This is a genomic window from Corynebacterium gottingense (genome assembly GCF_003693265.1).
GTDB lineage: Bacteria > Actinomycetota > Actinomycetes > Mycobacteriales > Mycobacteriaceae > Corynebacterium > Corynebacterium gottingense.
Map to the genome: position 1 here is coordinate 1 of NZ_RDRE01000025.1, position 13,584 is coordinate 13,584.

A 13,584-nucleotide genomic window follows, 5' to 3' on the forward strand; every position below is an offset into this window, starting at 1 on the left:
AAGCCGAAGCCCAAGCCGAAGCCAAAGCCGGGGACTCCGGGCACCGATGGCGGTTCCAGCTCTCAGGACGGCGGTAAGCCCGGAGATGCCGAGGGAAAGAACGCGCTGAGCGATGAGGACGGCAAGCTCAACGGGGCGGGGATCGGAGTCGTCTCGGCCGGCGTGATCCTGTTGGTGCTGGGCGGCGTTGCAGCTGCGCTTCCTTCGCTGAAGCCGATGCTGCCCGCTGAGATTGCGGCGATGCTGCCGTAGTGAGGTTCGCCTCGCCTGGAGTAGGGGCTCAGTAGAAGGCCGCGAGCTCGTGAGGGTTCGCGGCCTTTGGTGTGGCGGTGGCGTCGATAAGCACTTCGCCCCTGGCGGTGTCCGAGAGCAACAGACCCTATAATGAGTTGAACGCGAAAGAAAGGGCATTGATGTCGGAAAACGATAACCGGTCGTATAAGCGTGGTGGCCAGAACGGCCGTGGTGGCAAGCCGAAGCGTGGCCGCGATGACAAGCGTCGCGGTGGCCGCGGCGACAGGTTTGAGAAAAAGGTCCGGCATGATCGGTCGAACCCGTCACGGCAGGGGTTCCGCGAGGACCGGATGGCGCAGAAGATTTCCGAGCCGGATCTGCCGGATGGCATCGACATCAATGAGCTTGATCGTTCCGTGCTGCAGGACCTGCGCGTGCTGTCCAAGGACAACGCTAACCGCGTAGCGCAGCACATGGTGATGGCGATCGAGATGCTGGAGGACGACCCCAAGCTCGCGCTGCGCCACGCGCGTGCCGCGAAGAACCGCGCAGGCCGCGTGGGCGTGGTGCGCGAGACCAACGGAATCGTGGCCTACCACGCCGGTGAATGGAAGGAAGCGCTTTCCGAGCTGCGGGCGGCACGCCGCATGAGCGGCGGCCCCGGCCTGTTGGCCGTCATGGCAGACGCGGAGCGCGGCCTTGGCCGCCCCGAAAAGGCACTCGAGCTGGGGCGGACGCCGGAGGCTCGGCAGCTGGAGCCGGAAGACCGCGTCGAGCTGGCCATCGTGCTCGCAGGTGCGCGCCACGATCTTGGGCAGCACGACTCCGCACTGGCAACGCTGTCTCGCCTTGACCCGACGCTGCATCCTGAAACCTTCTCCGAGCTGCGTTTGGCCTACGCGTACGCAGATGCGCTGCTCTCCGTGCAGCGGGAGAACGAGGCCAAGGAGTGGTTCGCCGCTGTGGCCAAGGCAGACGAAGACGGCATCACGGATGCGGACGAGCGTGTCCGCGAGCTGAGCTAGAACGAGCGCGACGAGACATGGACGGAAACACGACGCTACAAGCGCAGCACGACGCGCTTCTGCTGGATCTGGACGGCACGGTCTGGGAGGGCGGCCGGGCGATCCCGCACGCCGTCGAAGCGATCAACGCCTCCGGGTGCAAGGCAATCTACATCACGAACAACGCCTCCCGTGCGGCGAGCAGGGTCGCAGCGATGCTGCAAGACATTGGGCTCAACGCCGCCGAGGCCGACGTCCTCACCTCGGCCCAGGCTGCGCTCGGGCTGGCGGAGGGCGTGCTCGAACCGGGGGATCCGGTCCTCGTGCTCGGCGCGCAGCCGTTCAAGGATCTCGTCCGTGACGCGGGGTACCAGGTCACGGATTCCGCCGACGACGCACCGAAGGCTGTGCTCCACGGGCACAACCCGGACACCGGGTGGGCGGAGCTGTCCGAAGCCGCGCTGGCCATCCGCGCCGGCGCCGTCTACCTCGCGTCCAACATGGACACGACGCTGCCGATGGAGCGGGGCCTGATGGTAGGCAACGGATCGATGATCGCTGCGGTCACCTCAGCCACCGGCGTGACGCCACGGTCGGCGGGCAAGCCCGAGCCCGCGATGTTCCACCAGGCGGCCGAGCGCTTCGGGGCGAAGTCGCCGCTGGGCATCGGCGACCGCCTGGACACCGACCTGGCTGGCGGCGTCGCGGCGGGGATGCCCACGCTCCACGTGCTCACCGGCGTCTCCGGGCCGCTCGCGCTGCTCCAGGCCCCGCCGCAGCAGCGCCCAACGTACATCGGCGAAGATATGCGCGCGCTGGCGGCGGAGCCTGCTACGCTGCGGCCCGGTGCGCAGGGCGGCTTCCAGGCGCGGATGGAGGGCGACGAGCTGGTCGTGGATGGGGGCGAGGAGGCGTCGACAAGCGTTCAGGCGCTGCGTACCGCCCTCGAGGTCGCCTGGGCGCAGCCCACCGGGCCGAGGAATGTGCGGGCGGCGTCCACGGAGGCCGAGGCCGCGCTGGCGAAGTGGTGGTAGCGTGCCCGCGCCGAAGCCACACGACCCGCGCACGACGCAGCACAGCCCCGCCGAAGTCACGCAGCGCGTGCAGGAGATTCTCGCCGAGCCCGTGCAATCGCTTGTCGACGAAGCGTCGCAGCTCACCCGCGCCCACGACGTCTTAAGCGACGCCCTACGCAACCAGTAGAAGGAGACTCAGACGTGGCACCTGGACGGAGGCGACTCGACGCCGAACTCGTCCGCCGCAAAATCGCGCGCTCGCGCGAGCAGGCGCAGACGTGGATCAAGGAAGGCAAAGTCATCGTCGGCGGCTTCCCCGCGACGAAGCCCGCCACCGTGGTGGAACCCGACGCTTCCATCAAGGTGGATGTGGCGGAGGAGGACGAGTGGGCGTCGCGAGGCGCGCACAAGCTCCTGTCCGCGCTGGAGGCGTTCGGGCCGCAGGGGCTCGACGTGGCGGGCAAAGTGGCGCTCGACGCGGGCGCATCGACCGGCGGCTTCACCGACGTGCTGCTCAAGCGCGGGGCGCGGGAAGTCATCGCCGTGGACGTGGGGTACGGGCAGTTGATCTGGCGGCTGCAGAATGATCCGCGCGTGCGGGTGCTGGACCGGACGAACATCCGCAACCTGACGCTCGAGCAGATCGGGCAACCCGCCGAGCTCATGGTGGGCGATCTTTCCTTCATCTCCCTCAAGCTGGTGCTGCCCGCGATCGCGGCCTGCCTGGCGCCGGGGGCCGACCTGCTTCCCATGGTGAAACCGCAGTTCGAGGTGGGCAAGGACCGGCTCGGCCATGGCGGTGTCGTGCGCTCGAACGAGCTGCGCGCCGAGGTGACCGCGGACGTGGCCGCGTACGCGCAGTCGCTGGGGCTCAGCGTGAAAGGCGTCACCGCTTCTGGTCTTCCCGGCCCGAGCGGCAACGTAGAATACTTCCTATGGCTGGTCAAAGACGGCGGCGCCGGAGCACTGGATGCTGCGGCGCTGCGGGCCATGGTGGACACAGCAGTTGAGGAAGGACCGACACACACGTGACTGAGACCGCGCACCGGACAATCCTGCTCGTCCCGCACTACTACCGGCCCGAAAACATCTCTTCCGCTTCGGTCGCGGCGCGCCTGCTCACCGCCGCCGGCATCGGGGTTCGGCTGCTCACGTTGCGGGAGGACAGCCCCGTCGATGAGGACGCGGTGCTGCGCGACTTGGACCACGTCCAGCCCGGGCCAGACGCCGCGAAAGGCTGTGAGCTTGTCCTCGTCCTCGGCGGCGACGGCACCTTCCTCCGCGCCGCGAGCTTCGCGCACGCGCAGGACATCCCAGTGCTGGGCATCAACCTGGGCCACGTCGGATTCCTCGCAGAGGGCGAGTCGGAGAGCCTCGAGGCGGTGATCCAGCACGTCATTGATAAGACCTACCGTGTCGAAGAGCGCATGACTATCGACGTCATGGTGCGCGACGCAGACGACAACGAGCTGGGGCGCAGCTGGGCGCTCAACGAGTGCAGCATTGAAAACGCGAACCGCACGCAGGTGCTCGACGCCACGCTGGAGATCGACTTCCGCCCCGTGTCCTCGTTTGGCTGCGACGGTGTGCTCATCTCCACCCCGACCGGCTCGACCGCGTACGCCTTCTCCGCGGGCGGTCCCGTCATGTGGCCCGCGCTGGACGCCATCCTCGTCGTGCCGAACAACGCGCACGCGCTGTTTGCTAAGCCACTGGTGGTCTCGCCGCGGTCCACGGTTGCCGTCGAATCCGAACCGACGACGAGCGACGCCGTGGTAGTCATGGACGGCTTCCGCTCGATTGCAATGCCCCCGGGCTCGCGCGTGGAAGTGATCCGCGGCGCGCGCCCGGTACGGTGGGTGCGTATCGACGACCGCCCGTTCACCGACCGGCTGGTGAACAAGTTCCAGCTGCCGGTGTCTGGCTGGCGCGGCCCGCGCTACTCGTAGCCGCGGCTGCACGGGACGGATGTGAGGAAAGGGAGAAGCCATGCTGGCAGAGATTGCCATTAGCAACCTGGGCGTGATCTCGCACGCCTCTGCGGAACTGGCTCCGGGGCTCACGGTGCTCACCGGTGAGACCGGCGCAGGTAAGACCATGGTGGTCACCGGCCTGCGGCTCCTCACCGGAGGCCGCGCGGACGCGTCCCGCGTGCGCACCGGCGCCAAGGAGGCCGTGGTCGAGGGCGCGTTCAGCACCGACGGGCTTCCGGAGGACGTCCGCGTGCGCATCGCGGAGATCGCGGAGGGGGCCGGCGCGGCCGCCGACGAGAACGACGAGTACGTCGTCTCCCGCTCAGTCAAGGCGACCGGGCGGTCGAAGGCGCACCTCGGCGGGCGGACGGTGCCGGCGGCAACGCTGGGCGAGCTTTCCAATGAGCTGCTCACCATCCACGGACAAAACGACCAGCTGCGCCTTATGTCGCCAGATCAGCAGCTCGCGGCGGTGGACCGGTTCGACCCGAAAATCGCCGGCAAGCTGGAGACCTACCGCACCGCGTACACGGCGTGGCGCAAGGCGGCGAGCGAACTCCGCGAGCGCACGGAGCGTCGACAGGAGCTGGCCCAGGAGATTGACCGGCTGCAGTTCGCCATCTCGGAGATCGACGAGGTCGCCCCGCAGGACGGCGAGGATACAGACCTCGTCGACACCATTAATCGCCTCCAGGACGTCGACGCGCTGCGCGAGGCGTCGCACACCGCGCTCGTAGCCATCGACGGCGCCGAGGCGGCTGGCGGGTACGGCGACGACGAGGAAGCTGCCTCCACGCTCGTCGGCCGCGCGGCGACCGCGCTGGACGGCGCGAGTGACAAGGAGCTGCAGGAGCTCGGCGCCAGGTTGCACGAGGTGGCGAGCATGCTTGGCGACGTCTCCGCGGAACTTGGCAGCTACGTCGCGGAGCTCCCGAGTGACCCGGACGAGCTTGAGCGGCTCCTCCAGCGCCAGCAGCAGCTCAAGGGGTTGACCAGGAAATACGCCCCCGACATTGCTGGCGTCCTGGCCTGGCGCGCCAAGGCTGCGAAGCGGCTCGAACGCATCGACACCTCCGACGAGGCCATCGAGCAGCTGAAGAAGCAGGTCGCGGAGGCGGAAGCCCAGATGCGCACCCGCGCCACCGCGTTGTCGAAGGCGCGGGCCAAGGCCGCCGCGGCGCTGGGCAAGGCCGTGACCGAAGAACTCCACGGCCTGGCGATGCCGAAGGCGCAGCTGACCGTATCCATTGACAGCACCGACTTCGGCCCGCGCGGCGCCGATGCGGCGGAGATTCGGCTTGCCCCGAACAGCGCGCTCGAGCCGAAGCCGCTGGCGACGAGCGCGTCCGGCGGTGAGCTCTCGCGCGTCATGCTCGCCCTCGAGGTGGTGCTGTCCGGCACCAGCGGGGGAGCGACGATGGTGTTCGACGAGGTCGACGCCGGCGTCGGCGGGCGCGCAGCGGTGGAAATCGGCCGCCGCCTTGCCCGGCTCGCCGCGCGCAACCAGGTCATCGTGGTCACCCACCTCCCGCAGGTCGCGGCCTACGCGGATACCCACCTGCACGTGGCAAAGAATGTCAGCGACGAGGCCGTCACCTCGGGCGTGCTGAGCCTGAGCTCCGCCGAGCGGATCGACGAGCTGGCCCGCATGATGGCCGGCTTGGACGACTCCGATACCGGCAAAGCCCACGCGAAGGAGCTGTTCGCACGGGCGCAGCGCGAAGTGGAGGAATTGCGCCAGTAGCGCTCCCGCGCGCCTACCAGGTTCGGGCAGGTCACGCGTGCACAATATGACGCATGACTGTTGCTTCCCGGAACTCCGAATCCGCGCAGCCCGCGCTGACGGGCACGTTGCGTGACTGCAGGCCGAAAGGCAAGGGGCCGTCCCGCATGAGCGAGGGCGACATCGCGCTGGTTGATTCGGCGGACATGACTCGCCGCCAGGCTGAGGCGCTGCTTGCGCACCGGCCGAGCGCCGTGATCAACCTGTCCCGCTTTTCCACCGGCGCCATGCCCAACTACGGCCCGCATTTGCTTCTCGACGCCAACGTCACCCTCCTCGAAGCAACCGGAGCCGACGGCGCCTTACGCGACGGCAAGAAGGTCCGTCTCGGCGAGGACGGCAGCATCACCGTGGGCAAGAAGCCTGCGGGGACCGCAGTGCCTGTGACGCGCGGCGACCTCGACGCCACGTTCGCCGAGGCGCAGCGCAACCTGGTCGAGCAGATGGAGGCCTACTTTGGCAACACCATCGAGTTCGTGCACGCGGAAGCCCCGTTGCTCATCGACGGCCTCGGCGCCCCGGACCTTGGCGAGTCCATGGCGGAGCGAAAGGTCGTGGTGGTGTCGCCCTGCCCGGACCTCCGCGATCGGCTGAAGGGGATCAAGAACTTCATGTCCGAGTTCACCCCGGTGATCGTGGGCGTTGGTCAGGCGTCGGACGTCCTCGTGGAGCTCGGTTTCGAACCTGACTACATTGTCGGAGATCCGACTGACGTGGCGTCGGAAAGCTTGCGCAGCGGCGCGCGCGTCATCCTCCCCGCCGAGCCGGACGGTTTTGCTCCGGGGCTGGAGCGCATCCAGGATCTGGGAGTGGGGGCGATGACCTTTCCGGCGGCGACGGAATCCCCGACGGACCTGGCGATCCTGTTGGCGGTGTTCCACGACGCGGAGATGATCGTGACCGTAGGTCAGGTCGTGGAGCTTGACCAGATTTTCGCTGCGCCCGAGTCGACGCCGCCCGAGGCGCTGCTCACCCGCATGAAGGCGGGACGCAAGCTGGTTGATTCCACGGTGGTGGAGCAGCTGTACGCGGTGCCGTCGAGTGGCGGGGTCGCGTGGGCGTGGGCGATCCTGGGGATCCTGGTGGCGATCGCGACCATCGTCCTCGTCGTCGGCCTGTATGGGCCGGGGGACTTCTCTGACAACCTGGTCAATACCTGGAACAGCATTGCGCTGTCCTTCCAGGACCTGATCGACCGCCTGACCAAGTAAAGGAGCCTGAACATGTCTGATGGAGGACGCACAAGCGGGCTCGTGGTGACCGGCCTGGGGTGGGGCATTGCGCTCGGCGTGGCCGCCGGCGCGCTGCTCATCGCGCCCGCGATGCATAACGACGGCCAGCCGCTTGGCCAGGACAACTCCGCGACCTCGAAGGAGGCGCAGCGCGCGGAGGCGTACGCCGATAACTCGGATACGCTGCTCGGTGAGCAGTCGGCGGCAATTGTGAAAGACGCGCTGAAAGATAAGCACGTGACGGTGATCCGCACCGAGGGCGCCTCCGATGAGGACGTGAAGGCGGTGCGCTGGCTGCTGGGAAAGGCGGGCGCCAAGGATTCCGGCGAGCTTGAGTTGGCATCAAAGTTCACGGATCAGGACTCGGCGGACGCGCTGTCGTCACTGATCGCAAACACCCTGCCCGCCGGGGCACAGCTGTCGGTGGAAGATCGACGGCCAGGCGTCCACGCCGGTGAATCGCTGTCCGCGGCACTGTTGGTTGATGCGGAGACGGGGGAGCCGCTCGCGCCCGCGGGCGACCGGCAGTTCGTCCTCGATGCGCTCAAGCAGGCGGGGTTTGTGCACTACAGCGGCGACCTTGTGCCCGCTGACGCGATCGTGATCGTGACCGGGGCCGCCGGAGACGACACCGATGAGGAAGGCGGCGTGGGCGCAGGCAAGGGCGCCCCAGACGAATTCGGCCAACAGCTGCTTGCAGACTTCGCCGACGCACTGGGCAAGACTGAGCCGACCGTGTTAGGCGTGCGCGAAATTGACGCGTGGCACGCACCGGAGCTCCAGCACGCGACCTTTGTGCAGGCCGTGGAGACGGAGGCGGGCCGCATCCGCGCGACGCTTGGTGCGGCAGGCTCGGCAACGTCCTAGGCTTACACCTATGGCTGAACAGATGGAACACACTTCGCCGCACGCGCACGAGTTCACGGTCGTTGACTCGGAACTGCTGCAGGAATCGCCCATCTTGGCGATGCGCCGAGACACGGTCACGATGCCCGGCGGGGCGCAGGCGTCGCGCGAGGTCGTCGAGCACTTCGGCGCAGTCGCCGTCGTTGCGCTGAACGATCGCAACGAGGTGGCCGTGGTGAAGCAGTACCGGCACGCTGTGCGCCACCGCCTGCTCGAGCTCCCCGCCGGGCTGCTCGACGTCGCCGGTGAGGACGAGCTGACCGGCGCCAAGCGCGAGCTTGTCGAGGAAGCCGGGCTCGAGGCCGCCAACTGGTCAGTGCTTGTGGACCTGGTGACCTCGCCCGGCTTCGCCGAAGAGGCCGTCCGGGTCTTCCTCGCCCGCGAGCTCCGCGAGGTCCCTCGCCCGCCCGCCGAGGAGGAAGAGGCGGATATGACGTTGACCTGGATGCCGCTGGAACAAGCGCGCGAGGCGGTGCTTCGCGGTGAGATCGTCAACTCCATCGCGATCGCGGGCGTGCTCGCAGCAAGCGAGGTGCAAGCCGGTCGCGCGACACCGCGCAGCACCGACGCACCGTTCGAGCTGCGCCCGACCTCGCTGGCAAAGCGCCGCGTCGCCGCAGGGATCACCCCGGACATGAAGCGCATCTAGTGCAGGCTCGCACCCTCGCCGAGCGCTGGTTGACCCACCTCATCGTCGAGCGCGGCGTGTCCACGCACACGGAGAGCAATTATCGACGCGACGTCAACCGCTACCTCACCTGGCTGAAGCGCGCCGGCATCACCGATCTCGCGGCAGTCAGCGCGCTGGACGTCGAGGCGTACGTGGCCGACCTCCGCCGCGGCGTCGACGGGACGAAGCCGCTGGCCACCTCCTCGGTAGCGCGGGCCCTGGTCGTGGCTCGAGGGCTGCACAAGTTCGGCGTGGCGGAGGGGGTCCTGCCGCGCGACGTGGCCGCCGAGGTGGCCCCGCCGCAGCAGGGCGAGCAGCTGCCGGACACGCTTTCTGTCGCGGAGGTCGAGTCGCTGCTTGACTCGTGCGCGGGCGATACCCCGGTTGGCGTGCGCGATCGCGCGTTGCTGGAGCTGCTCTACGCCACGGGCGCCCGCGTCTCCGAGGTGCTTGCACTCAACGTCGACGACGCGTCCGAGCTCGAGCCCGGCGCAGGGGTTCTCACCGTCACCGGCAAGGGCAATAAGCAGCGGCTGGTGCCGGTGGGCAGTCACGCGCAGGACGCGCTGCAGGCATACCTTGTGCGGGTGCGCCCGTCGTTTGCCACCGGAAAGTCTCACGCCCTGTTCCTGAACACCCGCGGCGGAGCTCTGTCGCGCCAAAGCGCGTGGACGGCGATCAAGCAGGCCGCCGAGCGGGCGGGCGTGCACAAAGACATCTCCCCGCACACGCTGCGCCACTCGTTTGCCACGCACCTCCTCGAGGGAGGGGCGGACGTGCGGACGGTGCAGGAGCTGCTGGGACACGCGTCGGTGACCACGACGCAGATTTACACCCACGTCACGGCGGAGAATCTGCGCGAGGTGTGGCGGCAGGCCCATCCGCGTGCGTGAGTCGGGGGCGGATCTCACCGTTGCCTGTGGATGCAGTGGCAGTGATTGCCAGCATAACCGTGTAGATTGAGCGTTTTGCACGATACTCAAGGAGGTCCACGACCCGTGAATCTAGCTCGCCGTACATTTGCCGCGTGTGGCGTCGCCACGCTCTGCGCCGTTGGTGCGCCGCTCGCGTCAGCGCAGCTTCCCGAGGGCATCGACCCTGCGGAGGTGCAATCGATGATCCCGTCCGAGGTCACTGTCCGCGCCGGCGAGACCACCACCGTGGACCTCGGCGTGCCCGTGGATGCGAATTACTCCGGCGGCGGATGGACCGTCACCTCCAACGGCACTCAGGTCTCGGTCACCGCACCCGATGACCCTGGCGCCACTGCGAGCGTGCCCGCCAGCTCTGGAGGGATGAACGCGACCGTCAATCTGGTCGCCGTGGGCGATGACGAGGAAGCAATTGCCGACGACGCGTCGTCGGCAGGCGGCGCAGCCAGCGCCGGCGATGATACTTCCGGCAGCGAAGGCGGCAGCGGTGCGCGCGAGTCTGGCAGGTCCGGCGAGGATGGGGACGGCGAAAGCGCTGGGGATGCTGGGGATACGGAGGACTCAGGGGACTCAGGGGATTCAGCAGGCAGTGCCGGTAGCGGGCACAGCAGGAACGGCGGCGGCAGCGGCAAGTCCGGCGGCGCGGCCGGCAGCGTGTCCCACCCGGACCGCACGAAGGCGGAGGAGGTGGACACTTCGGGCGCCAAGCGCTTCGAGTTCGACGGCGAGATTGACGGCAACACGCTCGTGGTGAAGGTGCCGCTGTCGCGCGCTGCGGACCTGATGAAGTACACCAAGACCGATACCGAGGGCGCAACGCTGCGCTACCTGGACGTCAACGGCCAGGTGATCAAGGGGGTCAAGCGCGACGTCGACGTGGCGAAGCGCACGCTGACCCTGACGTACCCGGAAGGCGAGACACCGGACAACCCGTTCATTATGGAAGTGGTGCGGGACGGCAAGGCCGAGTTCGTCGCCGTGATCACCGCGACCAATGCGCCCACGGAAGAGGCGAGCGGGGACGGGGAGAGTCCGTATGGGGAGGCGTCGGCAAGCGATCAAGGCCCCAACACTGACTCGAACGGTGGCGGCTCGATTGTTCCGCTGATTATCGGCGGGGTTGCGCTGCTGGCGGCGATTGCGTTGATCATTGTGTTCTTTGTACGGCGGCGCGCGCGGGCCTAAACGGCGAAACAACAGTGTTGTAAGATGGGCGCGTCAAGCGTTACGGCGTGACGGGCTCGATTGGCGCAGAGACGGTGCCAGGCGACGGAAAGGCACGGAGAGGACCGACAATGGCAGACGACGCACTGTTCGACGCTTCCGAGGAGAAGACCTTCCTCACGGGGCGTCCGTTCCGCGAGTTTGCGGACCCGGCTCCGCTGGACAAGCACGGCCCGGCCACAGTGCTGTCCATGGTCAACCAGAAGGGTGGCGTGGGGAAGACGACCTCCACCATTAACCTGGGTGCGTGCCTGGCGGAGCAGGGCCGCAAGGTGCTGCTGGTGGACCTCGACCCGCAGGGCGCCCTGTCCGCGGGGCTCGGGGTTTCGCACGACGAGGAGCAGGTCACCGTCTACGACCTGCTCTTTGACAACACCACGAGCATCCACGGTGCCATTCGCCATTCCAACGTCAGCGGGCTCGATCTCGTGCCGGCAAACATCGACCTCTCGGCCGCGGAAATCCAGCTGGTCAATGAGGTGGGGCGCGAGCACACGCTCGCGCGAGCGCTGCGCCCGGTGCGCAACGAGTACGACATCATCATCATCGACTGCGGCCCGTCCCTTGGCCTGCTCACGGTCAACGCCCTGGCCTGCTCGCAGGGGGTCATCATCCCGATGGAATGCGAGTACTTCTCGCTGCGCGGACTGGCCCTGCTGACGGACACGGTGGAGAAGGTGCGCGACCGCATCAACTTCGACCTGGACATCGTGGGCATCCTGGTCACCATGTTTGACCGGCGCACGACACACGCCCGCGAGGTGATGGATCGCGTCGTGGAGGTCTTCGGTGACCGCGTCTTTGACACCGTGATTACGCGGACCGTCCGGTTCCCGGAGACCTCGGTCGCCGGTGAGCCGATCATCACGTGGGCGCCGCGCTCACAGGGGGCGGAGCAGTACCGCAACCTGGCCAAAGAGCTGTTGGAGCGCACCGAAACCAGGACCTCGTAGGTCGGCGTGAGCGACCCGCACACCGGGGCAGAGGGGCGCGACGGAGCGCAAGGGCGTGGGCAGGCGGGCGAGCAGCCCGAGATCACCGGGTTCCGCCTCGTGCTCAACAACTTTGAGGGCCCCTTCGACCTGCTGCTCAACCTGATTAGCTCGAAGAAGCTGGACGTCACCGAGGTGGCGCTTGCAGAGGTGACTGATGAGTTCATCGCGTACACGCGGGCGCTTGGGGAGACCGCTGACCTGGACGAGATCACGGAGTTCATCCTCGTCGCGGCCACGCTCCTGGACCTCAAAGCGGCGCGCCTGGTGCCGCGTGGCGACGCCGACGAGATCGAAGACCTCGAACTGCTGGAGTCGCGCGACCTCCTCTTCGCCCGCCTGCTGCAGTACCGGGCGTACCAGCAAGTGGCCGACCAGTTTGCGCAGTGGCAGAAGCATGCCAGGCGCAGGTACCCGCGCGCGGTGTCGATGGAGCCACAGTTCGTGGACCTGCTGCCGCCCGTGCGCCTGGGACATACCCCGGCCAGTTTTGCGGAGCTTGCCGCCAGCGTCTTCCGGCCGAAGCCGCCCGAGGAGGTCGGCGTTGACCACCTGCACGCCGTGCAGGTCTCCGTGCCGGAGCAGGCCGGGCGGATTCTGGAAACGCTGAAGCTGGTCGGGGCGACACAGTGGCTTTCTTTCGCGTCGCTGACCAAGGATTGCGCGCTGTCCATGGAGATCGTCGGCCGGTTCCTCGCGCTGCTCGAGCTGTACAAGGCGCGCGCAGTGGAGACGAAGCAGGAGGAGGCGCTGGGGCCGCTGGAAGTGTCGTGGACCGGGCTCGACGTGGACCCCGCGGTGGTCGCGGCAAGCAACTGGAGCTAGGCGGTGCTAGGTAGTGCGAGATTGGTGGGGGCGGGGAGGCGTCGACAAGCACTCAGCCCCTTACAATGTGCGACATGGACATGCCGATGGTCTCACAGCTGCGCTCGCGCGTGGAATCGATCCTGCTTGTGGTGGACAATCCCGTCGAGGCGGAGGACCTGGCGGGGGTGCTGGACGCGACGCGGGAAGACGTGGACGCGGTCCTGCGCGAGTGGGCCGGCGAGCTTGACGCGCGGGGCAGCGGGATCGAGCTGCGCGAAACGCAGGAGGGGTGGCGGCTCTACACGCGGCCGCACAACGCCGATGCGGTCGAGGCGTTCGTGCTCGACGGTACGCAAACGAAGCTGAGTCGCGCCGCACTCGAGACGCTCGCAGTGGTGGCGTACCGCCAGCCGGTGACCCGCGCGCAGGTCGCTGGCGTGCGCGGTGTCAACGTGGACGGGGTGATGCGCACGCTGACGCTGCGCGGGTTGATTGCGGAGGTCGACCCCGATGACGCCACTGGCGCGCACCGCTACGTCACCACGGAACTGTTCCTGGAGCTGCTGGGAATCGACTCGCTGTCGCGCCTGCCGGACCTGGCGCCGCTGTTGCCAGAGGTAGACGCGATCGAGGATGCGTGGTAGAACACCAAGTCCTGGTAGACTCTGCCACGAACTTGGGCGCACCGTTTTCGGTGGCCCGCACAACCCCAATACGTTTGCAAAGGATTCAGCATGACTCCTCCCGCTCGCCGAGACGGCACACCGGACAAGGGGAAGGACGAAACGTTCTACCCTTCGTACGCAAAGCC

Annotated in this window: 14 protein-coding genes and 1 pseudogene; all 15 read left to right on the top strand. The window is 67.7% G+C overall.

Features of this window, described 5'->3' with window-relative positions:
* Positions 1 to 252, top strand: a pseudogene (locus tag EAW56_RS12735) (hypothetical protein); the annotation flags it as partial.
* A gap of 161 nt (positions 253 to 413) precedes the next feature.
* A complete protein-coding gene (locus EAW56_RS10015) occupies positions 414 to 1,259 on the top strand; it encodes a hypothetical protein (RefSeq protein ID WP_415528389.1) in 846 nt (281 codons plus the stop codon).
* A 17-nt stretch (positions 1,260 to 1,276) separates the two neighbouring features.
* Positions 1,277 to 2,272 carry an HAD-IIA family hydrolase gene (locus tag EAW56_RS10020; protein WP_122086381.1) on the top strand — a complete coding sequence of 332 codons (996 nt, stop codon included), beginning with the start codon at positions 1,277 to 1,279 and terminating at the stop codon, positions 2,270 to 2,272.
* A gap of 1 nt (position 2,273) precedes the next feature.
* Positions 2,274 to 2,441: a hypothetical protein gene (locus EAW56_RS10025; protein WP_233125703.1), complete on the top strand. Its 168-nt coding sequence runs from the start codon at positions 2,274 to 2,276 to the stop codon at positions 2,439 to 2,441.
* Between the two features lie 14 nt (positions 2,442 to 2,455).
* The gene (locus EAW56_RS10030) at positions 2,456 to 3,286 is read left to right on the top strand and encodes a TlyA family RNA methyltransferase (protein WP_122086384.1); all 831 of its coding nucleotides are present in this window, start codon (positions 2,456 to 2,458) and stop codon (positions 3,284 to 3,286) included.
* Complete coding sequence (locus EAW56_RS10035; RefSeq protein ID WP_122086386.1) at positions 3,283 to 4,203, top strand: NAD kinase; 921 nt, start codon at positions 3,283 to 3,285, stop codon at positions 4,201 to 4,203. The genes EAW56_RS10030 and EAW56_RS10035 overlap by 4 nt, the downstream gene beginning before the upstream one ends.
* A 40-nt stretch (positions 4,204 to 4,243) precedes the next feature.
* Positions 4,244 to 5,971 (top strand): DNA repair protein RecN, encoded by a 1,728-nt coding sequence (recN, locus tag EAW56_RS10040; protein WP_122086388.1) that lies wholly within the window; start codon positions 4,244 to 4,246, stop codon positions 5,969 to 5,971.
* 53 nt (positions 5,972 to 6,024) lie between these two features.
* Positions 6,025 to 7,221, top strand: a complete 1,197-nt coding sequence (steA, locus tag EAW56_RS10045) for a putative cytokinetic ring protein SteA (RefSeq protein WP_122086389.1) — start codon at positions 6,025 to 6,027, stop codon at positions 7,219 to 7,221.
* Between the two features lie 12 nt (positions 7,222 to 7,233).
* Complete coding sequence (locus EAW56_RS10050; RefSeq protein ID WP_095536105.1) at positions 7,234 to 8,109, top strand: copper transporter; 876 nt, start codon at positions 7,234 to 7,236, stop codon at positions 8,107 to 8,109.
* Positions 8,110 to 8,119: 10 nt separating this feature from the next.
* Positions 8,120 to 8,797: an NUDIX domain-containing protein gene (locus tag EAW56_RS10055; RefSeq protein ID WP_279629699.1), complete on the top strand. Its 678-nt coding sequence runs from the start codon at positions 8,120 to 8,122 to the stop codon at positions 8,795 to 8,797.
* Complete coding sequence (gene xerD / locus EAW56_RS10060) at positions 8,797 to 9,711, top strand: site-specific tyrosine recombinase XerD (protein WP_122086393.1); 915 nt, start codon at positions 8,797 to 8,799, stop codon at positions 9,709 to 9,711. Before EAW56_RS10055 ends, xerD begins: the two co-directional genes overlap by 1 nt.
* A gap of 105 nt (positions 9,712 to 9,816) precedes the next feature.
* Entirely contained in the window at positions 9,817 to 10,935 is a 1,119-nt protein-coding gene (locus EAW56_RS10065) for a dermokine domain-containing protein (protein WP_147453282.1), read from the top strand.
* Positions 10,936 to 11,045: 110 nt separating this feature from the next.
* Positions 11,046 to 11,927, top strand: a complete 882-nt coding sequence (locus EAW56_RS10070; protein WP_095276720.1) for a ParA family protein — start codon at positions 11,046 to 11,048, stop codon at positions 11,925 to 11,927.
* Positions 11,928 to 12,008: 81 nt separating this feature from the next.
* A complete protein-coding gene (locus tag EAW56_RS10075) occupies positions 12,009 to 12,791 on the top strand; it encodes a segregation and condensation protein A (protein WP_233125709.1) in 783 nt (260 codons plus the stop codon).
* 65 nt (positions 12,792 to 12,856) lie between these two features.
* Entirely contained in the window at positions 12,857 to 13,417 is a 561-nt protein-coding gene (gene scpB / locus EAW56_RS10080) for an SMC-Scp complex subunit ScpB (RefSeq protein WP_165765347.1), read from the top strand.
* Positions 13,418 to 13,584: the final 167 nt, after the last annotated feature.